General features: G+C 28.3%; 21 protein-coding genes. 7 read left to right on the top strand and 14 right to left on the bottom strand.

What is annotated here, in order from left to right; genetic code table 11:
• Window positions 1-6: 6 nt before the first annotated feature.
• The 3 genes from CLTEP_RS08100 to CLTEP_RS08090 all read left to right on the top strand — a co-directional run bounded on the left by CLTEP_RS08100 (window position 7) and on the right by CLTEP_RS08090 (window position 3,861).
• Window positions 7-816 carry a carbohydrate ABC transporter permease gene (locus CLTEP_RS08100; protein WP_066825228.1) on the top strand — a complete coding sequence of 270 codons (810 nt, stop codon included), beginning with the start codon at window positions 7-9 and terminating at the stop codon, window positions 814-816.
• A gap of 12 nt (window positions 817-828) precedes the next feature.
• A complete protein-coding gene (locus CLTEP_RS08095) occupies window positions 829-1,962 on the top strand; it encodes a GNAT family N-acetyltransferase (protein ID WP_066825225.1) in 1,134 nt (377 codons plus the stop codon).
• 168 nt (window positions 1,963-2,130) lie between these two features.
• A complete protein-coding gene (locus tag CLTEP_RS08090; protein WP_066825221.1) occupies window positions 2,131-3,861 on the top strand; it encodes a DUF4091 domain-containing protein in 1,731 nt (576 codons plus the stop codon).
• Between the two features lie 128 nt (window positions 3,862-3,989).
• Here the strand turns inward: CLTEP_RS08090 and CLTEP_RS14875 are convergent, their stop codons facing one another.
• Window positions 3,990-5,897: a methyltransferase domain-containing protein gene (locus CLTEP_RS14875; RefSeq protein WP_066825219.1), complete on the bottom strand. Its 1,908-nt coding sequence runs from the start codon at window positions 5,895-5,897 to the stop codon at window positions 3,990-3,992.
• Window positions 5,898-6,309: 412 nt separating this feature from the next.
• Between CLTEP_RS14875 and CLTEP_RS08080 the strand changes: the two genes are divergently transcribed.
• Window positions 6,310-8,109, top strand: coding sequence for a glycosyltransferase family 2 protein (locus CLTEP_RS08080; RefSeq protein WP_066825218.1), 1,800 nt, complete (start codon window positions 6,310-6,312; stop codon window positions 8,107-8,109).
• Between the two features lie 138 nt (window positions 8,110-8,247).
• Here CLTEP_RS08080 and CLTEP_RS08075 read toward each other — a convergent pair whose 3' ends face one another.
• The 5 genes from CLTEP_RS08075 to CLTEP_RS15450 form a co-directional block, all read right to left on the bottom strand.
• Window positions 8,248-8,823, bottom strand: a complete 576-nt coding sequence (locus tag CLTEP_RS08075) for a hypothetical protein (protein ID WP_066825213.1) — start codon at window positions 8,821-8,823, stop codon at window positions 8,248-8,250.
• Between the two features lie 148 nt (window positions 8,824-8,971).
• A complete protein-coding gene (locus CLTEP_RS08070) occupies window positions 8,972-9,553 on the bottom strand; it encodes a hypothetical protein (RefSeq protein WP_066825211.1) in 582 nt (193 codons plus the stop codon).
• Window positions 9,554-9,689: 136 nt separating this feature from the next.
• Window positions 9,690-10,424 carry a hypothetical protein gene (locus tag CLTEP_RS08065; protein ID WP_066825209.1) on the bottom strand — a complete coding sequence of 245 codons (735 nt, stop codon included), beginning with the start codon at window positions 10,422-10,424 and terminating at the stop codon, window positions 9,690-9,692.
• A 236-nt stretch (window positions 10,425-10,660) separates the two neighbouring features.
• On the bottom strand, window positions 10,661-11,485 hold the full coding sequence (locus tag CLTEP_RS08060) for a 4Fe-4S binding protein (RefSeq protein WP_201786603.1): 825 nt from the start codon (window positions 11,483-11,485) through the stop codon (window positions 10,661-10,663).
• 47 nt (window positions 11,486-11,532) lie between these two features.
• Window positions 11,533-11,643 (bottom strand): CD1871A family CXXC motif-containing protein, encoded by a 111-nt coding sequence (locus tag CLTEP_RS15450; protein ID WP_278319537.1) that lies wholly within the window; start codon window positions 11,641-11,643, stop codon window positions 11,533-11,535.
• 284 nt (window positions 11,644-11,927) lie between these two features.
• Between CLTEP_RS15450 and CLTEP_RS08055 the strand changes: the two genes are divergently transcribed.
• On the top strand, window positions 11,928-12,800 hold the full coding sequence (locus CLTEP_RS08055) for a YitT family protein (RefSeq protein WP_066825207.1): 873 nt from the start codon (window positions 11,928-11,930) through the stop codon (window positions 12,798-12,800).
• A 100-nt stretch (window positions 12,801-12,900) separates the two neighbouring features.
• On the opposite strand, the gene CLTEP_RS08050 is transcribed toward CLTEP_RS08055, so the two are convergent.
• From CLTEP_RS08050 to CLTEP_RS08020, 7 genes are all read right to left on the bottom strand, one after another.
• A complete protein-coding gene (locus tag CLTEP_RS08050) occupies window positions 12,901-14,913 on the bottom strand; it encodes a methyl-accepting chemotaxis protein (RefSeq protein WP_084364782.1) in 2,013 nt (670 codons plus the stop codon).
• A gap of 592 nt (window positions 14,914-15,505) precedes the next feature.
• Window positions 15,506-16,165 carry a 7-cyano-7-deazaguanine synthase QueC gene (gene queC / locus CLTEP_RS08045; protein ID WP_066825205.1) on the bottom strand — a complete coding sequence of 220 codons (660 nt, stop codon included), beginning with the start codon at window positions 16,163-16,165 and terminating at the stop codon, window positions 15,506-15,508.
• Between the two features lie 218 nt (window positions 16,166-16,383).
• Window positions 16,384-16,953, bottom strand: coding sequence for a GTP cyclohydrolase I FolE (folE, locus tag CLTEP_RS08040; protein ID WP_066825203.1), 570 nt, complete (start codon window positions 16,951-16,953; stop codon window positions 16,384-16,386).
• Between the two features lie 5 nt (window positions 16,954-16,958).
• Window positions 16,959-17,627 carry a putative 7-carboxy-7-deazaguanine synthase QueE gene (queE, locus tag CLTEP_RS08035; RefSeq protein WP_066825201.1) on the bottom strand — a complete coding sequence of 223 codons (669 nt, stop codon included), beginning with the start codon at window positions 17,625-17,627 and terminating at the stop codon, window positions 16,959-16,961.
• A 1-nt stretch (window position 17,628) separates the two neighbouring features.
• Complete coding sequence (queD, locus tag CLTEP_RS08030) at window positions 17,629-18,060, bottom strand: 6-carboxytetrahydropterin synthase QueD (protein ID WP_066825198.1); 432 nt, start codon at window positions 18,058-18,060, stop codon at window positions 17,629-17,631.
• A 120-nt stretch (window positions 18,061-18,180) separates the two neighbouring features.
• Window positions 18,181-18,945, bottom strand: a complete 765-nt coding sequence (locus CLTEP_RS08025; protein WP_066825196.1) for an acyl-CoA dehydratase activase — start codon at window positions 18,943-18,945, stop codon at window positions 18,181-18,183.
• Between the two features lie 4 nt (window positions 18,946-18,949).
• Entirely contained in the window at window positions 18,950-19,942 is a 993-nt protein-coding gene (locus tag CLTEP_RS08020; protein ID WP_066825194.1) for a 2-hydroxyacyl-CoA dehydratase family protein, read from the bottom strand.
• Window positions 19,943-20,357: 415 nt separating this feature from the next.
• Between CLTEP_RS08020 and CLTEP_RS08015 the strand changes: the two genes are divergently transcribed.
• Window positions 20,358-21,530, top strand: coding sequence for a cation:proton antiporter (locus tag CLTEP_RS08015; RefSeq protein ID WP_066825192.1), 1,173 nt, complete (start codon window positions 20,358-20,360; stop codon window positions 21,528-21,530).
• Window positions 21,531-21,551: 21 nt separating this feature from the next.
• On the top strand, window positions 21,552-21,908 hold the full coding sequence (locus CLTEP_RS08010) for a hypothetical protein (protein ID WP_066825190.1): 357 nt from the start codon (window positions 21,552-21,554) through the stop codon (window positions 21,906-21,908).
• An 86-nt stretch (window positions 21,909-21,994) separates the two neighbouring features.
• On the opposite strand, the gene CLTEP_RS08005 is transcribed toward CLTEP_RS08010, so the two are convergent.
• Window positions 21,995-24,370: an ABC transporter substrate binding protein gene (locus CLTEP_RS08005; RefSeq protein WP_161938361.1), complete on the bottom strand. Its 2,376-nt coding sequence runs from the start codon at window positions 24,368-24,370 to the stop codon at window positions 21,995-21,997.
• Window positions 24,371-24,526: the final 156 nt, after the last annotated feature.

Raw genomic sequence — 24,526 nt, 5'->3', positions numbered from 1 at the left:
GTCTATATGAAAAGCATAAAAAGAATTATTGGAAATATAGTTTTACTTATGATTACAAGTTGTATGATAGTTCCATTTTTGTATATGATTATTACTTCTTTTAAGGTCACATACACAGCATACAATTTTGATTTTTCATTTTCTGATATAACCATTATAAATTACATTCAAATTTTTAGAGAAAAAAACTTTATGCATTATTTTTTTAATAGCATGTTTATTTCATTATGTGGGGTTGTACTAAACGTTTTATTCAGTAGTCTTGCAGGTTTCTCATTTGCTAAAAAAAATTTTCGTGGTAATGATAGTCTGTTTTTTTATATGATTATGACTTTAATAATACCATCTCAAGTTACCATGATACCACTTTATATAATAATGAGAACACTTGGCTGGATTAATTCGTACTATGCATTAATATTGCCCCTTCCAACAGCACTTGGAGTATTTATGATGAGACAAGCAATAATTAATGTACCCGATGAATTAATAGATGCGGCAAGAATAGATGGATGCTGTGATTTGAGAATATTTTTTCAAATAGTTCTTCCACTTATAAAACCACCAATTATCGCACTAACCATATTCACATTTATTGGTGCTTGGAATGAATTTTTATGGCCTTTAATAATGACTATGGATGATTCTGTTCGTACCTTGACTGTAGGTCTTTCAACATTACAAAACCAGTATACTGTAAATTATGGATTAGTTATGGCTGGAGCAACACTAACATTTATGCCATCTTTCATATTCTATTTAATTTTTCAAAAACAATTTGTCAAAGGCATTACTTTATCTGGAATGAAAGGATAGGAGAATTCAATTATGCAAGAACCAAGAGCAACTAAAAAAGAAGAATTTAATGAAGTTATAAATCTTATAAATAATGTTTTTAGGATATCTAGAGGATGTAACCCAACTATGAAAGAAGAATTCCCTCTTCTACTTAACACTAATAATTGCGACAACATGAGAATAATACTTGAGGATGGTAAACCTGTTGCAGATGTCAATTTCTTAAAACAGCGTATTAAAATTCAAGATAGTATTATAAAGACAGCTTCCATAGGAGCTGTATGCACAGATAAAAAATATAGAAAAAGAGGATATGCTTCACTAATATTAGATGATGTCGAAGCAAAAATGTATAGTGAAAATATTGATGTTGTTTTGATTTCAGGTGAAAGAGAACTCTATAAAAGAAGAGGATGCATTTGCGTCAATAATTTTTATGAATATAAAATAAAACCGCTTAAGATTGAAACAGATATAATGACTAAAAAATATACACCAGACTTTCTAGCTGACATGTTTTCAATTTATAATAAAAATTCAACAAGATATATTAGAACTTATGAGGAATTTAAAATATTATTAAATGCGGCAACTATTCCTTGGGGAAAGTTCACATATAGAAAATATGTATTCATAAAAAACAATACTTTAGTAGGGTACCTTGTACTAAGAATTATAAATGATAATATTAAATATGGTCAGGTCATAGAGTATTCTGGAAATATAGATACCAAAGTACTATATTATAATTTTGCAAATATTGCATACGAATTGGGACTGGAATATATAAAATATCATGTCCACATAAAGGATAATGAAAACAAGCTTAAAAAATATGATGATAAACAAATCACAAATCTTCATGGTACTATAAAAATAATAAATTTTGAAAGTTTGATGAAAAATTTAAAACAATATTTTATTCAATATGTACCAAAACACATTGTAGATGCAATTAAATTTAAAGAAAAAGATAAAACTTACTATATTCAAATAGAAAATGAAATTCTTGTTATAAATGACATCGTAACAATTACAAAACTTGTTTTTGAGGGGATTGATGGCTCTGAATTAATACTAGAGAACAAACCCATAATTAAAGACTTTATCGAAAAAGTTTTTCCAGTGCATTTCGTATGGAGTGCTAACCTAAATTATCAGTAAAGTCTTTTTGCTAAAGCAAAAGCTTCACTCTCCCACTTATATAATGTATATTCAAATAAATAATAAACCAGTACATTAGTATACTTAACTTATCATTTATTTTTATATGTTTAAGTTAAAATCTTATAGAATTGATAAATTATTCATAATATGTAGGAGGAAGTCAAATTGAATGTAAAATATTGCCTTTTAAATTCAGATTATAAGCATATTAAATATAAAGAAGTATCTGAAAATCTTTGGAAAAGAAAATCTCTACAAATCACAGCAGCCAAAGAACAAAAATTTGCTTTTCAAATTATGATTAACTGTGATACTGAAGTTTTCTGTTCTCTTGATAAAAATAATAATATAAGTTATAAAGGTCTTGAAAACAAACTAAGACTTAACTTGAAAGTTGATGAATCTTTACAACAATACTTTAATATATCTTTTTTAGGATATGTTAAAGATGATTGTGGTTTAATTGTAAGCGATCCAATTTTAAATGAACCTGCAATTATGCTTGAAAAAGATATATCTCAAATGCTTTGGGTTGAGGGAATAATACCTTCTTCATATGATAAAGACAGTATAGATATTGTCATTGATGTTTACAGTCAATATGGTTACGAAGATGAAAAAAAAGAAACTACTATAAAAGTTAAATTAAATATAGTAAATATATGTCTAAAAAGCTTAAAGGATTATGATTTTCATCTTGATTTGTGGCAACACCCAAGCAACTGGGCAAGAATGTATAAAACTCCTCTTTGGTCTTATAAACATTTCGAAATAATAGAAAATTATATCAAGGAACTGGCACAAATTGGAGAAAAAGTAATCACTTTAATAGTTTCAGATTTTCTATGGGCTGGTCAATCTTGCTATAAAATTCACAAAAATGCCTCAAATCTTTTTGAACATAATATGGTCAAAATAATAAAAAATAAGGAAGGAAATATTGAATGTAATTTTGATAATTTAGATAAATATATTGAAATATGCATGAAACATGGTATAGACAAAGAAATAGCTATATTTGGTATTTTAGGAAATTGGGCTGCAAGGGACTTTGGTAATCCAATTAAGGATTATAAAGATCCTATAAGATTAAACTATTATGATGAAAAAAGCGATACATTTAAATATATAACTTCCAAATGTGATCTTAAACGTTATTTAAAATTACTATTCAATCATTTAGAAGATAAAAAATTGTTAGATAAAGTATATATAATATCTGATGAACCAAATAATACAGAAGTTTATTGGGAATGTATAGATTTTATAAATTCAGCCTCTAATAATAAAAAACTCAAATATAAAACAGCCTTACATGATGAAAATTTTACAAATAATTGCATGCATATGGTTGATCAGATTTCTTTAAGTCTTCCTCTTGCAATATCCAATATGGATAAATTAAAAGATGAAAAAAATAAATCTAAAACAGCAACTTGGTATGTTTGCTGTTTCCCTGATAAACTAAATAATTTCATAAATTCACCTCTTATTGAGAGCAGACTTATTGGTTGGTTTACGTATTTATTTGAATTAGATGGATTCTTAAGATGGGATTATGCAATATGGCCAAACAATCCATGGGAAAATATAAGCTATAAATACCCAGCTTGGAAGGCTGGAGATATGTTTTTTGTATATCCAGGTAAAGACTTAAATCCCGTGCGTTCAATTCGATTTGAAAATCTGAGGTTTGGCATTCAAGATCACCAACTGTTAAAATTATTAGAAAGCAAGGGACTATCTAAAAACATAATAGAAAAAAAATTCTTAGAAAAACTTCTAGGTAAAAAAGCTGAAATGAAAGCACCTGATGATAGAAGTGTTGAATTAAATTACTCACTTGACTACAATCTTTATTGTGATGCTTTAACCGAAATTATGAAAATGTTATAAATTCTATAATCTATGCCCAAGCTCAATATTAACTGGGGACAGTGCAATTTCCTGCACTACCCCAGTTAAGGCATTTTCAAAAAAATAACTAGTCAGTATGCTAGTCTATTTTGTATCTGAATTCTAAACTATTTTACACATACTGCAATCATAACAGTAGCATCATATAGTATACCTTCTTCAATTTTATTTTCAACTACTGAATAATAATCTATATTATCAAAATATTTTTCAAGCAAATATTTAAATTCATTAAAATCATATTCTTTCACATGGAAAGGATTATTAATATTCATTCTCATATTTCTATTTGGAGTAGACACTATCATATATCCATCTTTCTTTAATACCCTGTATGCCTCATTAAAGTAATTTGATACAGTATCTAGTGGTAAATGCTCTAATGTTTCAAATGATACATATACATCAAACTCCTCATTTTTATATGGCAACTTAGAAACATCACCTAATTGCCAACATATATTTGAAAAATCATATGCATTTTTACCAAATTCAATATTTTCATAAGCAATATCTAAAGCATATACTCTATTACATAGTTTTGAAAAATATGCTGCTCCATATCCAAACCCACAAGCTGCTTCTAGTACTTTATCTGTATTTTTTATATATTTTCCTGCAAATAAATATCTCTCAACTATTCTTAAATACCCTAATGTAGGCATAAATTGAGTTGCAGGTATACCCCTTTCCCAAATATAAGCAAGTTTATTTTCTTTAATGTCCTCTACTATATACTCATCAAAAATAAAACCAGCTATATTATTAGTATAATTGACATTTAAATTTAGAATTTGAACTACTATATTTTTTATAAATTCCAAATTTTTGCTATACGCAAAGCCTTCTGACATATAAATTTTATTGTTTTGAGTATCATACCAAATATTATTTAGCACAAGTTTTTTACCATATTCATTTTCTATTATGCACTCAACTATTTTAAAAGTTTCTGATACTTTTTCTATTTTACCTATTTTGATTTTAGAATTTTTGAAGTCAAAATTATCAATATACTCCACATCATATGCAGAAAAATTATCAATTGTATTTCTTACATAGTCAATCGTTAAATTATTATTTAAATTCCTTAGCATGTTTTTTATTGATTTCATTTGTTTGTATAAAGAATAATTATCTTTAATAAAATTTCTATATTCCATAGAATCATAATTGTCTGAAACAACCATATTAACAGCTTCGTCAATTGTATTCCAAATATACCTTACGGGATAAATTTCTTTTGCTCCAACAAAGTTATGAATAATAGGCTTTATCCCCTTAGCCATTGCCTGCATAACACTCATATTTTGAGATTCAAGGACACTTGTACACAATATATAATCTTTATCATTAAGCCAATTCTCAATATTTTTCTGCCATCCATCAAATATTATGCAGTCCTTCAAGTTCATTTCATTTATCATTTGCTTAAAATACAGTAAATATCTTTCATCTTGAAATAATCCCGCAATATATAATTTATATCTATCATCCACATCATGAATAGCTTTAAATGTATGAAGTAGCAGCATAGGACCCTTCTTGTAATTAATAAACCCTACATAAGCTATATTAAATTTATTATTTCTTTTTTGATAGTTATATTCTTTTAAATCAACACCATTTGGAATAACAACTGTTTTCGATTTATTAATTTTTATTTTACTAAGCACATTTTCTCTAATATACTCTGAAACAAATATTAATTTATCAACATTTTCCCAAGCAACATTCACAATATTGTTAGTAAATGCTTCATAGCTGTGTATTCTACATAATATTTTCTTTTCTTCTGCTATTTTTAATCTGCTGCCATAAGCTATTAGTTGATCACACCATTCAAACCAGCATATATCTCCCCATTCCATTGCTTCATCAATTTGTTTAGACTCTTTGACTATTACTTTTTTAGTTTCATATTCTTCTGATATATTTTCAATTATATAGTTAATAAAACCATCTAAGCCATCTCTTACAATAAAAGCAAGTTTCTTTTTAATTTCATTTTTCATACTTATACCACCCTTTATCGATTTTACAAGACTCTCACTTCTATAAGTGAAAGATTGAAGCTTTTACTTCAGTCGGAGTAGATTCTCCACCTGAAGTCCCAATGTCTTGCTTTAGCAAAACGAGTTCACTTTATTGTAACATTCTTTAAGCAAAATATTCCTTCAATAATCTACTGACTTTTTATAGCAAGCCTTATATAGGAAAACTTAATAGCATTATATTCTTTGAAAGCTCGTTTTGCTAAAGCATATAGTGAAGTTATATTAACAAACACATGAAGTTATTCATATATTACTACTGACAAAATATTTTAATATTATATACTTGCAAAGTTCTTAAAATCGTATAATTCTCTAGACAAAAATATGAATTTTATAACTTGATAAGAATAAATACAAGGAAGTGATATACTTGATTAGCTTATGCATGATAGTTAAAAATGAAGAAGATAATTTAGATAGATGTTTAAATAGTGCTGAAGGAATAGCTGATGAAATAATTATTGTAGACACTGGTTCGAGCGATTCCACAGTTGAAATAGCTAAAAAATATACCGATAAAGTGTATTTTTTTGAATGGATATATGATTTTTCAGCAGCTAGAAACTTTTCTATCTCAAAAGCAACTGGAGATTGGATTTTAATACTTGACGCTGATGATGAAGTTTCTAGCAAAAGCAAATGTAAAATAAGAGAACTTGCTTCAAATTATAGTGTAGATGTGTATTTTTTTAACACATTAAATGTAATGGATGAAAATAACAAAGATGAGATTATAATAAATCAAAATCCTAGACTTTTTCAAAACAAACCCGGCTACAGATACGAAGGTGAAGTACACAATCAACTTATTTCTGTTATTCAAAAGGTTAATCCAAACATGGTAATGAAGTTTGCTCCAATTGATATATATCATTATGGTTACCTTAATTCTAATATTGTAAAACAGAAAAAAAGAGAAAGAAATATGAATATATTACTCATGCAGCTAGAAAAAAGCCCTAATGACCCATTTGTACATTATAATATAGCCAATGAGTATTTTGCACTCAATAACAAAAAAGAAGCATATAATCATTATTTGTTTGCTTATAACAGAGTAAAACCAAGCACTGCATTTTATCCTCGACTCATTATACGTATGCTATTATGCTGTATGGATTTAGGATTATATGATGATATCCATATATATTCAAATGAAGCATTAAAATACTATCCAAATTTTACAGACATTTATTACATTAATGGAATTATTAATCACATAATAGGGAGGCCTACTGCTGCTGTACGTGCACTTGAAAAATCCATTATAATAGGTGAATCTCCTCCATTTCTAGCTTATTTTAAAGGTTCTGGCACTTATAAATCTCTTGAAAACCTGTATAAAATTTATTTTGAATTTGAAGACTATGAAAAATGTTTAGAGTGTTGTTTTAAACTCTTTAAATATCCTAAAAAAATAAATATTGACTTTATAAAGACTGTGATGCATTGTATGTACAAATTAAAAACTCCAAAAGAAGAAAAAGAAAAAGTACTGAAAATAATTTTAGATAACAACAAAAAAGATGGATATATTTATGCGTCTAATATATTATTAATGGAAAAAGATTATGCACTCGCACTAGAATATATAGATAAGGGTCTAAAACATTTAGAATTGCAAAGTATAGAGGAATCATCGAGTAAAGATTTAGCCAATACTCTTAAATATTATAAAGGTGTATGTGAATTCAACACCAAAAATTACAAGAAATCTATATTGACATTGATAAATATCAATAGCAAAAATGTAATGTACTACAATATACCTCATATTTTCTTAGCTGGAATATTTACAAATGATGATAAAGCAATAAAATTTTCAATAAATAATAGCAGTTATACAGGCAAAGTTTGTAAAGCTCTTTATGATATTTTAAATAATATGTCTCCTGAAAAACTTACTGATGACAAAGAAGAATCATTAAAATATAAAAGCATAATATTTTTGATGTTGAGAATATCTTTGAATATTGATGATAATACCCTATTTAAACAAACACTCAAATTGTTGGATTTGATAAACTGTAATGATATTCACCTTGAATTAGGAAAGCTATTTTATGAGTACAGAAAATTCAATATAAGCAAAAAAGAATTAAGCCTATCTATTGCTCAAAACCATGTAATTGACAAAAAGGGTGCTAAAATTTTTTATAATTTACTGTGAAAGTATTTTTGAGTTGTTAGGCACAGTAAATCATAAACCAGTATACTAGTCTATTTTGCAAACTACTTCATCGTCAGAACCCACTTATAGAACCTAAAATGCATAGATTGTTGAAAATACTGTAGCCTTTTCAACAATCTATAACATAATTATTAATTCAATTTTTATCCTATAATTTCCATCAGGTACCTTATTCCCATCTATATCATATAACTGAATTTCCACATTAATATTTTCATTTACATTATATACTCCACTTCCCTCTAATACTGCTGTGGACTTATTTTTATCTATTAATTTACTTGCTATTATATAATCACTACAAATATTAAAAAATCTTCCATTGACGGTTAATAGCCTGATCATATACTTTCCTTGTATATTTTGAGGTAATTTCATTTCAACTTCGATACTACCATCATGAAATCTCTTTGCAAAAAATATCTTTATTTTATCTGATACAAATTCATTTTTTATTATTTGCATTTCTAAATCATCATAAGGAGCAAAAGCTTCATAGGGTATAATTTCATATATTGTCCCTAATCCTTTGCTCTTATCAAAAATATAATAATCTATGAATTCACTACCATTTAGCAAAATACTCATATCATTTTTTGTTATTTTTTTTACTCCTGGTTGTAGTAATATAATAATAGCATTCAAATCAATTCTATCAACAATTATATCTATTTTTTCCCCATAATTATTCATTCCTTTAATGAACTACCACCGTGACAAGCAACGGAGGTTTTCTCGATCCGAATATATAAATTTCACAGACAAAATTACAAAAATTAGCTAAATAGCTTTATACTCATATTAATAATATAACTATTTAGCTAATTTAATTTTTTACTTTCTATACTTTATCTGCTCTCATAGATAATTCAAGTGTTGCACTATCCCCATTTCCAATAGTAACCTTTACAGATAAAGTTTCACCTGCAAAATGAGTTAGGTAGCTTTTGTATACCTGAACTTTACTATTTGTCGTAGTAATATCTGAGTTACCCCTTAATTGTGCACTCTCTACTGTACTAAAATCTTCAGAATTAACTTTATCTAATTCTATCTTATAGTTTCCTGTTTCATTTGGTAATACAAAACTATAAGTTGCTTCACTAGCACTATATCCTTCCAAAAAATCTACTAATATTTTATCAGAAGTAGCTGTATCCTTAGTCACCTGTGCATATAGATAACTACCAGAAGTCGGGTTGAAATTGCTTGAAGGTCTGAAAGCATAATCCCCACTCCCTAAGTCACTAAATGTTGGCCATGTTTGAGAACCTGTTAAAGAAAAGTTACCTACAGTAAGTCCAGTTACAGCTGAACCTCCAGTATCAGTTACAGCAAATTCAATCTTATATACTTCTTCAGTACTACCATTAAATTGAGTATACACATCTACTAATGATATATTGCTTTTATTTTCAGCCATTAAAAAATCACCCCTATAATTACAATAAAATTTAATATATTGTCCTAATTTTATTATATGTTTTTATATTAAAATGTTACCCACATAAAAACCTTCAAGTAAATATAGACTCTACTTGAAGGTTTTAATTATTTTTCTATACTATTTGTACTCTTAAATCATCATCAAACACAACTTCCTTATTATCTTCATACACACTTGCAGTTATATTAAATTCTCCTCTTTCGTCAATCTTTATTGGTACTACCGCTCTTCCGTCTTTAAACTCTACTATACCATCAAATATTACTCGCTTATTACCTTTATAATTCTGTACTACAAATTCTATATGATTATCATTATTCAAAGAATCTTTTTTAGATAAATTTTTATCATAAACTGAAATTTTAGCTCTTTCACTTTTATATGGAATTTTTATTATTCCATCATCGTCCACAGGCATATTTTCATTGTCAGAAACATATCCTAAAGTTGCTTGTTTTAAATATTGCTCCTCACCACTATTTTCACTATTAATTATTTTTAGATTCTTTTTTATGTCAACAACTGTGCTCGGCTCAACATACAATATACCTTTCTTTGGCAACACTACAATAATTCTAATATTCAAACATGCTGTATGAGACGTTAATATTTTTATACTTTGCAACGGTAAAACAAAGTTCTTTTCACTAAACCATTTTTTATTCAATGTATAATCATCATCAAAGCTTATTTGTAATATAGCTAATCCATCTTTTGAATCTGTATTAGCTATATTTTCAATGTAGAAAGTAGTTATAACTTTTTGACCTAAAAAATAAATTCCTCTAGAATTTATTTTAATTGTCTCTTCATTTTTTGCTTTTTTACTTGCAATGATCTTATCCATAAAATCATCCCCAAATATATTGAATTTGGCCATATTATTTTTTCAATATTTATATTATGATTAACCCACAACAAGCCATTAGTAAATTTACACTATACACCTTATAATATTCACAGAATTACTTTTCCAGTATATAAGTATATATACTTATATACTACTGTTAAAATACTTTATGTGATATAACCATCTTATTATATAGATATGACAAATTCTATCATTTGGTTTAACAATAATATCTATTCCTTTATTTTTATAACACTTTTAATTGCATTTGTAGGACACACTTCTTTACATTCACCACATCTAATACATTCTAAGCTATTAGGATTTTCATATACCTTTACATTCATTTTACATTTTCTATGACATAATCCACAACTAGTACATTTACTTTTATCTACTTCATATCTATAAATGCTTATAGTATTAAAAAATGCAAGTATAGCACCTAAAGGACAGATAACTTTACAAAACGGTCTAAATGTTATTATAGACAAAAGTATAATTATTACTGTCAATAACACTTTCCATAAAAACAGGTTACCAGTTGCAGCTCGTATACTTGAATTTGCTATTGATAAAGGTATACCTGCTTCCAATGTCCCCACCGGACACACATATTTACAAAATGCAGGACCTCTCCAAATAACTGTAAGCAGAACTACAAACAGTATCAAAAAAACATACTTAAAATACTTTAATCTTTCAGGTATTTTAAACTTTGGTGACGGTATTTTATATAACAACTCCTGAATCAAACCAAATGGACAAAGATATCCACAAACAAATCTTCCCATTGTAACTCCTATCAAGGTTAAAAATCCAATTATATAATATGATACTTTATGTTTCGCACTATATAAAAAAGCTTGTAAAGAACCAATAGGACATCCCATCCTTGCACCTGGACATGAATAACAGTTCATGAATGGAACACATACTCTTTTGCTATTACCAGTATATATTTTTCCATCAATAAAGCCTTTAAAATATGAATTTGAACCTATTGCACTCAAAACTTGGATTACTCTTCTATTCAATAAATATCTTAATTTTTTCAAATTAGCACACCTACCTTTTAGGATTACCCAATCCCTATACACTCAAGTCATACTCGCACTGCTTTATTTAAAACTACCAAATTTTCTCCTCTGTTAACTCCTATACCTATCATAACTACGCTTATAATTAATAAAGCTATTCTTATGGCTTTTTTCAAACTATCATCTCCTCACTTTCACTATAATAAATATTATATATCAGATAATATTAAATTTCCATATTCGTTATGCTATGTAGCACTAATCATTTTCTGAAAATACCTAAATAAAATAGACTCTCTACCTCAAATATCGATGTTTTACTTTAACAAAACAAGTTCACTGAATATTTTACCATGCAATATTAAATTTAATTTTCTGAAATATATTTTTTGTATGGATTAATATAGAATTAGTGGTTATAATGTAACTATATTTTTATACTAGTTCGTGGAGGTGTAATATGAGTAATTTTATGGAAATGACTAAATCCGAATTTATAAAAAAAACTATAATGATTGTATTAGGTAGTTTTATTTGTGCATTAGGTATAAATCTATTTATAATACCCAGCCATCTATTAAGTGGTGGACTATCTGGAATAGCACTTATTTTTCAGTATATATTAAAGATTCCAGCTGGATATACAATACTAGCACTTAATGTACCTTTATTTATAATAAGTTTTATCAAAATAAATAAGAAATTCACTTTATTTACAGGTATAGGAACAATTGCATTGTCTGTGAGCCTTATTATTACAGACCCCCTATCAAAAACTTTAAGCCCTGTACCTAATTCTAATATGCTTTTATATTGTATTTATGGTGGTGTATTAAGCGGTCTTGGTCTTGGATTAGTTTTCACAAATCAGGGCTCTACAGGTGGAATGGACATAGTATCAATGCTTGCAAAACAAAAATACGATATGGAACTAGGAACAATAACATTTATAATCAACTTTATAATAGTATCAATTGGTTCCCTGCTTTTCAACTTTGAAATAGGACTTTACACTCTAATCGTTATGTATAGTACATCTTTAGTTATGGATAAAGTAATCAAAGGATTCAGCAAACAAAAAATGTTATTAATAATAACAAATAAACAAGATGAAGTTTCCAATGCTGTTATGAATAATTTGAGAAGGGGAATGACTGTTCTTTATGGCGAAGGTGCATACACTCGTGATAGAAAAAATGTAATGTATTGTGTAGTATCTTTAAGACAACTCCCTAAAGTAAAACAGCTTATTAAAAAGATCGATGAAGATGCTTTCATTTCAATAATCGATACATCTGAAGTACAAGGAAAAGGGTTTACCAGTCCATTTTAGTAAAATTTAAATATTTTAAAAATCAATATTTACACCAAACAAGGCATTTAAAAAAATCCAGAATATATAACATTCTGGATTTTATATATATTTTTTATATCTATATTATAAAATTATTTACTGCTTTCTCTAAATCTTCAGCTATTGATTTTAACTCTTCTGTTTGCTGTGATAATTCCTCCATTGAAGAAAATTGTTCTTCAGCTGATGATGAAATTTCCTGTGTTGCAGCTGATGTCTGTTGAGAAGCTGCTGAAATGTTTTCAATCGCATTTATTAATCCATTTTTCTTGTCCACCATATTTTCACTATCTTGTTTTATTCTAATAACTTTATCATTTAATAATTTTATTGATTCCGCTATTTCATTAAATATTTTACCAGTTTGTGTCACAGCTTCATTCTGTTCATTTACTACTGTTTTAGATATTTCCATAGCTGATACAGCCGTTCTAGCTTTACCTTGAATATCATTTATTATCTTCTTTATATCTTCAGCTGAATCTGAAGATTGCTCAGCTAATTTTCTTACTTCTTCAGCAACCACTGCAAAACCTTTACCATGTTCTCCCGCTCTTGCAGCTTCAATATTTGCATTTAATGCTAAAAGATTAGTTTGTTCTGCAATAGCTACTATAGTTTCTATGATCACCCCAATTCCTTCGATATTTTTTGCAACATCCACAACAATATCATTTACATTTTTTGAAGATTTTTCTGTTTCAAGTGTTTTACTTTCAAGAACCGTCACCATATCAGCTCCCTTTTCAGTCAATTCATTGGTATCATTTGAAATATTACTAATGTTTTCTGTTGCAGATGATATTTTATCCATTAAAATTCCTATTTCTTCAACCTTAGACGCACCATCTTCTGCGTCATTAGCCTGCTCTCCAGCAGCTTTAGCTACATCTTCTATTGCCTTGCTTATTTCGTTTGTTACATTTGCAGATTGATATGCCATGTCTGCTAGTTCTTTTGATGCTCCCTTAACTGTATTTGAAGATTCTATAACTTTCTTGAATAAATCAGTAATACTCTCAACCATAGTATTAAATCCATCACCAACTTCTCCAAATTCATCATTATTTTTAACATTAACTCTAACTGTCAAATCTCCATTTGATGCCTTATCAAATACTTTTTTCAATTCCTCTAATGGTTTAGTTATATTTTTTGCCAAAATAAGCGATAAAACTAATGCTAACACAATAGCAATAATAGCCCCATATATCAAGAAATTTCTGATAATATTTGTGTCATTCAATAATTCTTGTTCACTCATAGAAGCCACTAATTTCCAACCTGTTCTTTTATTTGTTGCAAATGTTATAAATTTATTCTGTCCTTCATATTCATACCTTGAAAAACCTCTATCATCTTTTTTTACTTTTTTCCAAAATCCCGTCTTTGTAGCGTTATAGGTTCCTATAAATTCACTCTGAGGATGTGCTATTGTAATACCATTTGAATCAGTTAAAAACAAATACCCTTTTTCACCTATTTTCGTCTTACTAATACTATATGATAATTTTTTTAAATCAACATCAATAGCTGCTACTCCTATAACATTACCATTTTTTATCACAGTATTTGCAACTGTAATAACAGCTTTTCCACTAGTAGCATCTATATACGGTTCTGTCCATATAACTTTTCCCTCATTTTCTATAGCCTTTTTATACCATGGTCTAACTCTTGGATCATATCCATCCTTAAACTTTTGAGAAGGATATATATACATATTCCCATATAAATCTGCAAAATAGGTACTTTGCGCACTTTCATCAGCATATTTTACTCTTTTTAATAGCTTATCATATTTTGTATTTTCATCACTTAGTAGTTCATTCATACCACTTGATAATATTTTTACTTCATTTTCTCTGCTTAACAAAAATTCATCTAACCTCTTTTCAGCTTCATCTACGATTTGCTGCGTTGTTATACTCAATTTATTCTCTAGTACATTAAATGCTTGTTTATAAGATAAATACCCTAATACAAGCATTGGTACAAGCATAGCTAAAATTAGTATAATTATAAGTTTATGTTTTGTCTTATCCTTATAGGTCTTCTTTGACATATTCTTTAATTTTTGGTGTTTTTTCACAAACTCTCCTCCTTAAATTAAATTAATAATCACATTGTTATTTTTGTATTATTTTGCATCTATACAAAATATTTCCTGCAAAATTAAACAACTCAGTATATCTGTTATATTTCTACAAAAATTTGCATTTTCCTTCTTTTTTCGCATTTGAATCTATATTGATCCTCTAGGTAAAATTGTTTTGCAAAATAAGAAATATGCATATTACAAGTGAACTCGTTTTGCTAAAAAAACATCGTGACTTCATGTGAAGATTCTACTCCACATGAAACGAAAAACTCCAATCTCCCACTTAGGCATTTTCAAAAAAATAACTAGTCAGTATGCTAGTCTATTTTGCGCACTACTTCATCGTTGGAACCCGTTGATAGAACCTACTATCAGCGGAACCCAACTCTTTGTATTTCACAAAATATACGTCGCATCTTTGACTTGTTATTTTCTTTCAAATGCCTTATAGAAGTGGGAGTCTTATAGTATAGAATCCATAAAGCTATATTTTATAAAAATAATATAATTCAAACAAATATTTAACAACTAAAAAAAGATATTCAAATAATGAATATCTCCTAAAAAATGTAACTATATTACCTTATTTTAAATATTTTTCTTTAAAATCTAAATATCCTTTCATTCTCAGTTTGCATGATGGACATTCTCCACAGCCATCACCTATTATTCCATTGTAACATGTTAATGTTTCATTCTTTATTATGTCAAGAACACCTAAATCATAAGCCATCTTCCACGTTTCTTCTTTATTTATCCACATCAATGGAGTGTGAATTACAAACTCATAATCCATTGCTAAATTCAAAGTAACATTAAGTGACTTTATAAATACATCTCTGCAATCAGGATATCCACTAAAATCACTTTGTGAAACACCCGTTATTATATGATTAACTCCTCTTTGCTTTGCAAAAACTGCAACAAAGGATAAAAACAGCAAATTTCTTCCATCAACAAATGAATTAGGCACTCCATCCTTTGGTGCATCTTTATCAACATCAATATCAGTTCTAGTTAAAGAATTTGGTGCTAACTGATTCAATAAAGTTAGATCCAAAATATGATGCTCAACACCATATTTATTGCAAATATTTTTTGCACATTCAAGTTCTAATTTATGTCTTTGATTATAATCAAATGAAACAGCTATAACCTCTTTAAATCTTTTCTTCGCCCAAAATAAACAAGTTGTACTATCCTGTCCACCACTAAATACTACTACCGCCTTTTCTTTATTCATAATCATTCCTCCAATTAAATTTTAAGAATTTGAAAAAACAACAACTCAAATATACTAGCATACTGACCAGTTACTTTTTGAAAATACATTATCTGCATAACATCATTATTCTGTTATTTAATTTAATATCATCAGTGAACTCGTTTTGCTAAAGCAAAACATCGGAACTTCAGGTGGAGACTCTACTCCACCTGAAGCAAAAAGCTTCAATCTCCCACTTATAGAAGTGGGAGTCTTATAGAATCGATAAATTTTCCTCTCAACGTTGTAGTCAATGTTTTGGTACCTGGTTTTTTTATTCCTCTTGAAGTCATACAACCATGCTCTCCTTCAATAATTACTGCAACATCTTCACTTTCTGTAACCTTTTGTATTATTTCTGCAATATCGCTTCCTATTCTTTCTTGAAGCTGTAATCTTTTCCCAACCATATCTGCTATTCTAGCAATTTTACTTAATCCAATTACCTTTTTATTAGGAATATATGCAACTGTAACTTTCATGTTATACATCAATGCTATATGATGCTCACAATAACTGAAAATATCAATATCCTTCATTATAACCATATCTCCAGTTGACTTTTCTATGTTTAAATCATCCTCAAATGTTTTATTAAACATTTCAGCAATTTCATCATTTGTATAGTTAATACCTTCAAACACTTCTTCATACATATTTGCTACACGCTTAGGTGTTTCTTTCAATCCTTCTCTATCTGGATTTTCCCCTAAAGCAATCAATATTCCTCTAATATGTTCCTCTATTGCTTTTTTATCAATAGCCATAACTCTTAAACCCCCCTCTTCTGTGGATCCCATATTATTTTGTGAAGCTGCATCTGCAAAGTAACATCATTCATAGTATTTATTTTCATAAATTCCACAATATCTTTCATATAGATTTTACCAAATACCGGGCTTATATATACATTGGTTTTGTTCGCTAAATCATATTCTTCAATTATATACTTAGCTCTTTTTAAATCCTCAATGTTACCTACAACAAATTTAACTATATCTTTCTTTCCCAGGAAATTAAAATTGTTTACAAGCATATACTGTTCCATATTACTTGAGGCAAGCTTATAATCCATTGTGAATTTAGGTGGATTAAATTTAATACCAGAGAATAATGATATGTCTACACTCCCATTCGTTTCTATCTCAACCGACAATTCACAATCCTTAGATAACACACTTAGCAATTCTAGTATACCATCTTGTATGAGTGGTTCTCCACCTGTTAATGTAACATTTTTAATATTTGTAGATTTAATATATTCGTATATTTCTTTTGCAGTCATTAATTCATATTTAACATCTTTTTTATTCGCCCACTGCGTATCACAATAGCTACAATTCAAATTGCATCCTGCAAATCTTATAAATACCGATAATTGACCTGATAATTTTCCCTCACCATTAATGCTTGTAAATTTTTCCACGACTCTATATTTCAATTCAATTCACCTCGCCCTCTTCATATACAGCACAATTTTTTGGCGTTTCGTAAACAAATACTCTTTTTACATTGTATCCCTTATTTTTCATACGATTAAAGAAAAATAATGCAAAATTTTCCGCTGTAGGTCTAAATTCAACCTCAATCACCCTAAATCCGTCTTCTAATATACATTCCAATGTTTTATTCCTCATACTTCCTTGCTGTATAATAAAAGCATGGTCATAATAATCAACAATTTCCTTTAAATCTTTTTTTAAATCACCAAAATCAACAACCATACCTTCTAATTGACCATTTTCTGTTAATTTATTTGATTGAACTTCAACTTCTACTTTCCATCTATGTCCATGTATATTACCACATTTTCCATCATAACCTGCTAAAAAATGTGCACTATCAAAACTATGCTCTGTCCTCAATATATACATATTTCTTTTCCTACCTTTCTTTTAGTCTCCAGTCCCTAGTCTCCAATACAGATTTGTGACTTGTAGCCAGTATCTTATTAGGTACCAGGTGCTAGGAGTTAGGTACTAGGGGAATAATATTTACACTTTTGTTGTTTTGCTTCCATAGTAACAGCACCCAATGGCACCATTAAATTGAGGTTCTTTTAGCGAAATCACTTCATCATAATCCTGCTTTAAATATTTTATTATTGAATTATTATTGGCAACTCCACCAGCTACTATTAATTTTTTACCTCTAAACTTTGTAAGCATGGGTTTTAACCTTTTGTATAATGAATAATTTACTCCCGCACACAATCTATCCATTGTAACTCCTTCTGCTATCTTACCAATTAATTCTGATTCTGAAAAAACCGCACAGGTTGAATTAAGCTCCACTGGATTTTTATAATATTCACTCATTTTATCAACAGATACTTCAAGAACATTCGCCATATTTTCCAAATATCTACCACAAGATGCAGCACATTTGTCATTAAGTTCCAAATCTGTAATAAGTCCTTTTTCAATCTTAACTATTTTTACATCCTGTCCACCAACATCAAGTAAAATAAAATCCTTTAACCCTGTCTGATATATTCCACCATATGCATGAGCCTTTATCTCATTAATGGGTGTGAACATATTTAAATCCGTATTGTTCTTTCCATATCCAGTTGATACAGCTTTATCTATTTTATCAATATTTAATTTATCTAAATCAACAGTAATTTTTCCATCAAAAGTACAATAATCCCTATAAAATGAAATAGTACTCACTTTCATTTTTTTTACAATATTATTGTTTTCCATAACTAGAACCTTAACTTCTCTGCTACCAAGATCTATTCCTAATATTCTCATTTTTTCACTCCTTCAAGTCAAGAAGCATATCCAAAAATGCTTCCAATCTAAGCTTAGTCCTTGCATCTAATTTATTCAATTTATCACCCTCAATATTTAATATTGGAATGTCCAATTTAGCCTTTAATATAATATCCTCAGCTGCCCTATAGCAAAAAGCTTGAGTATAATGAATTATACCATCCAATTTTCTTTCACTAATCTGCCTTTTTAATTCTGCAATTCTAAATTCTATATCATATGGGTAAGTATAGTCATAATATTGTTCATATATATTTAAAGCTTTACTAGCTCTCGGAAAGGCAAATTCTCTTTGAACTTCATTGTATACAATCCTAGCATCAAATTTTTCAACATAATCATATATATCTGATGTCATAGGCGGTACTCCAATGAATCCTAATCTAAGTTTCATGCTTTTAGGTTCTCTCTTTTTTATATCTGAAATAACTCTCTTTAACTCTCCCTCAAATTCATCAACATTTCCATTGAAATCGCTTAAGCTCACTTGATATAAATGATTTTCAAACCCACTAACCTTATTATCTATATAAGTTAATCTATCAATCTCTTTACTAAATTCTCTAATCTTATTCAATCTTAATCTAACTTTTTCAACTTCTTCATAGCTTACATTAAAAAGATTTATAAATTTTTTGATTTCTATTTCAATATCTTCTTTTTTATGACTATGTGGAAATGAAAATGGATATATATTAATTCCTCGTAATTTAAATACTTCTATAAGTGCTTTAGTATTTGAACAATCCCCTTCCATAACTCCAACAATTTTTTTAATATCATTATCAATACAAGCCCCATAAATTCCCTTTATCCACGCACACATACTTTTAGGGAATCCATCTTTTTCCGCTATATCAATGTACTTTGAATAATCTTCTGAAGTTATAAATACATTATTAAGATCTATTGGTTCATATCCTGCTGCCAAAAGAACCTCAATAGGAACCGTAGTTGTTAAACCAATTTTTTTCATTTTTAAAGCTCCTTTCACGTTAAAAAGACAACAAAAAAGGGCATAACTGCCCTTATAAACAAAAACTACCTACCATGGTAGATATATCCTAGTTTTGTTTATAGACAGGATGGTTTCGAACTGTCTTATTCAGTTTTCGCATTTCACAGCATAGTGTATCATACTTTTTATTTTTGTACAATAGTTTTTAAAGAAAGCTTTAACGTGTAATATTTTCCATTAGATACTAATTAAAAGCAATTGCTAAATATTTTTAGTAATTGTAACGTTTATTTATATTTTTAACGGTTTATTAATGAATATACGAAAATATACGTTATAAAGTATTCAAATTCAATTTTACATATCAAATCAATAGTACTATCATTATAGTTATGCTGTATTTTATTACATTATAAAAAGAGGTGAGCAGATTATGAATCCCTTCATGTGTTTGGGAATCGCAATTATAACAGGTATTATTTTTGGTAAAATAATGAATAAGTTTAAAGTTCCGGCTGTAGCAGGCTACATTATTGCAGGTCTGATACTCGGGAAATCAGGTTTCAACATTGAAAATGGTGCAATTATAGACAAGCTAGCTTTCATAGGTGATTTTGCATTAGGAATCATAGCTTTTAATATTGGAAGTGAACTTGAGGTATCTGTAATAAAAAAACTAGGTAAATCTATTTTCACAATTGCTACTTTTGAAGCATTGGGAGCATTTGTTTTAGTTACTGCAAGTATGCTTTTATTACACCAACCAATTTCAACAGCATTAATTCTTGGGGCAGTAGCTTCTGCAACAGCTCCAGCAGCAACAGTTATGGTTTTAAAAGAATATAACGCAAAAGGACCATTAACTAGTACATTGTTAGGAGTTGTAGCTGTAGATGATGCTATATGTTTAATGATTTACTCTGTTGCATCATCAATAGCAAAAGTGTTTATTAAACATGAACCACTAACTATGTATAGAGTTGTTGTTCATCCTATTTTAGAAATCATATTATCAATCGCTTTAGGCTTATCTATGGGTATATTATTATGCTACTTAATTAGAATAAGCAATAGAAAAGAAGAAATGCTTCCATTTACGATCGGTACTCTTTTGCTTTTAACTGGTATAACAATGAAGTTCAGTCTTTCACCATTACTCTCTGCAATGTCACTTGGTGTTATGGTAGCAAATGTATCATCGAATCGTACTAAAGCATTCAAGTATATTGAGGATTTTTCATCCCCAGTTATTGCATCATTTTTCATACTTGCTGGTTCTAGGCTTGATATATCATTACTACCTAAATTAGGAATTATCGGCATAGCATATTTTGTATTTAGAATTCTAGGCAAAGTAACAGGAGCATCATTTGGAGCTATTGTTGCAAAATCACCTGTTGTAGTTAAAAAATATATAGGCTTTGGTCTCTTCTCACAGGTGGGTGTTGCTGTTGGTCTTGCCATACTTGTAAGTAGAGAATTCGCTAATAGCGATTTAGGTTCGATAGTAATTACAATCCTTCTTGCAACAACAATTATTACAGAAATAATTGGTCCAGTTTTCACAAAAAATGCTATAATAAAAGCAGGAGAAGCAAATCTTTAATTTTAAGGAGGATATCTTAAAATGTATGCTTTATTTTTAATATTAAATGACATTGACAAATTGGATAAAATACAAGAAATATTTTATGAAAATAGGTGTGGAGCAACAAGTGTAGATAGCCAGGGACTAGGTAAAATTCTTCTTGAACATCACATAGATGTTTCAGTTTTTGCTGGTATAAGAAAACTTGTAGAAGGAAACACTCCTTACAATAAAACCATAATGAGCGTAATACAAAAGGAAGAAAAATTAAGAAAAATTATAGATTTAATCAATGAAGAATTAGAACTCGATAGTAAAAAAGGAATAGGATTTTTATTTGTACTTCCTGTTATTGAGTGCCATGGATACATTCATGATAAAGGTAAAAAAGAATAGCTTCGTTTTTCTAAGGTAAAAGCTTCAATCACTCACTATTAATTAACTCTAAAAATAGACTGCTCATCAAAACGAGTAGCCTATTTTTAATTATCTGTTATATTGATATCTGAAAATTCTACTGTAATATTATCATTGTTGCTTTTATTCGCAGAATAAACATTTTCAACTTTTACAGTACCGCCTTCAATAATCTTAGCTGGAAGCTCAATTATAAACTCACTTCCCTTTTTATACTCACTTTTTACTGATATATTACCCTCATGCATCTCTACTAATGCTTTTACTAAAGAAAGTCCTATTCCACTTCCATTTTTATTTATAGAGTGTGTACCATCAACCTGTGCAAACCTTTTAAAAATATATTGTTGCTTATCATCAGGTATGCCAATTCCAGTATCCTTAACCGATATTAATACATAATCTGTTTTATCACTTACAGAAACTAGTATATTCCCGTTTTTCCTTGTAAACTTAATTGCATTCGATAATAAATTAAGCATTATTCTTTCAATTTTTTCCGAATCACATGCAATTATCTTCTCTTCCACATTCGTATCGAAAATAAGCTCAATGTCTTTGCTTTCTGCATATTCTACTACTGATAATGTTATGCTTTCTACCAAGCTTATAATATCATGATTTTTTAAATTGAGCTTAAAATATCCAGAATCAATTTTTGTAATGTCTATAAGATTATTTATGAGTTTAAGTAATCTATAGCAATTCTGCATCATAATACCCTTGTATTTTATAACTTTTTCCTTATAGGTAAATAATAAATCGTTTCTTTGTAAAAAATCAATATATTGAAGTGAACTTACTATTATGTTTATAGGAGTTCTAAGTTCATGAGAAATATTTGCAAAAAATTCTTTTCTCAAGTTATCATATTCTTTCATCTCAGAAAGAATTCTTAATCTTTGCTCCGCCTTTTCCTTTAATTCTTGATTTCTCTTTAAATATGTAATATCATGTCCAACAGTTACAATTGCCTTCTTACTATCATTCTCATAGAATATAGGTATCTTGTAAATATCAAACACTAATTTTTCTCCGGTACCATCAAAAATTTCTTTTTCATATCTTATGCCTCTAGCATTTTCCCAAATTATCTTGTCATTTATATTGGGTAATAAATATTTATCGAATTTATCCAATTCAGCACTAGTCTTTTTTTGCCATTCTTCTTCTCTTAAATCAAATAACTTTAATAATGCTTTATTAACCTCAAGCCATCTACCATTATCATCCCTAAAACAAATTATATCTGGAGAAGTATTCATAAGAATTCTCAATCTTTTTTCACTCGCTCTTAAAGCATTTTCTGCTATTTTTCTCATTTTAATATTGCTAACTAGAAATATTATTATTGATGTAAGAAAAATAATAAAAATAGCAGCTGCATTTTTTACTATTTTTTTAGAAATAGAATATTTTATTGATGGTATATTTATTATGCAACTTCCTTTTGGAAGTCTTAGTTCATCTATACCAAATTTATGAAGCTGATTGTAATCAAACACATATTTTGAATAACTTTTATCCAAAACATCTATATCAGATGGGTGCACACCTTTGAGTATTTTTTCAGCCATTTGCCCAGCAACAGTTCCATGATAAAATCCATAAATCAATTTTCCTCCGATAATACCTCTATTTATATAATCTGCCCACGCACTATAAATAGGTACTGGACATTGCTTAGAAATTTGATTAATTCCATTGAGCATGCCATCATATTCATTTTCATCCTCCATAAAAACTGGAAATATAAATGCTACATCATACTTTGATAAATTTTTAACTTTAGATAACGTATCTCTAATGGTAGATGACTCTATAATCCTAAATTCAATATCTGAATAATAGTTTTTCAAATGATTAATTGTCTCTATATTCTTATCATTATTGTGAGTTTTATCAACAATAAAATTTATGTATCTCACATATTCATGAAGTTTCAAAATTGTATCTATAGTATCCTTAATATCAACCTTTTCTATTACACCAGTAAAAACACTCCTATCTTTTACATTTACGAAATTATTTTGTTCTACCCCGCAGAAAACCACCGGTGTGGCAGAAAACAAGCTTTTATAGTATTTATTAGCAAAATTATATGCATTATTACCAATTACAATTACAACATCGAATTTTTTATTGCTATACTTATATTTATAAAGCTCATATAATTTTTCGTAATATAACTCATTATTATATCTATTTGTATCCATATACTCTTCTATTATATTTACTCTTTTAAATGCCTTATTTAACACACTCTTTACTCCAAGTGAAACATCATTAGACCATTTAAAACCATGATCATATGAATTTAATATAAGTACTTTCTTCTCCAAAACCATATCTGTAGCAAATACATTAATAATATTAAATTGTGAAAAGAGGGGTAAAATAATTATTAAAAAAATAATTATTTTTTTATTACTTTCACCCATGCACCACACCTCATACGACATTTTTCGCCATTTATTATAAAAAAATTAATTAAATTATATTTATAATTAAATTATATTTATGTATAAAGTTCTATTAGTGTAAATATATAATACCACATGAATTATAAACATATTTTATCATTATTAAATAAAATA

This window comes from Clostridium tepidiprofundi DSM 19306 (assembly GCF_001594005.1).
Taxonomy (GTDB): domain Bacteria; phylum Bacillota; class Clostridia; order Clostridiales; family Clostridiaceae; genus Clostridium_AC; species Clostridium_AC tepidiprofundi.
This window is presented reverse-complemented; position numbering and strand designations above follow the sequence as displayed.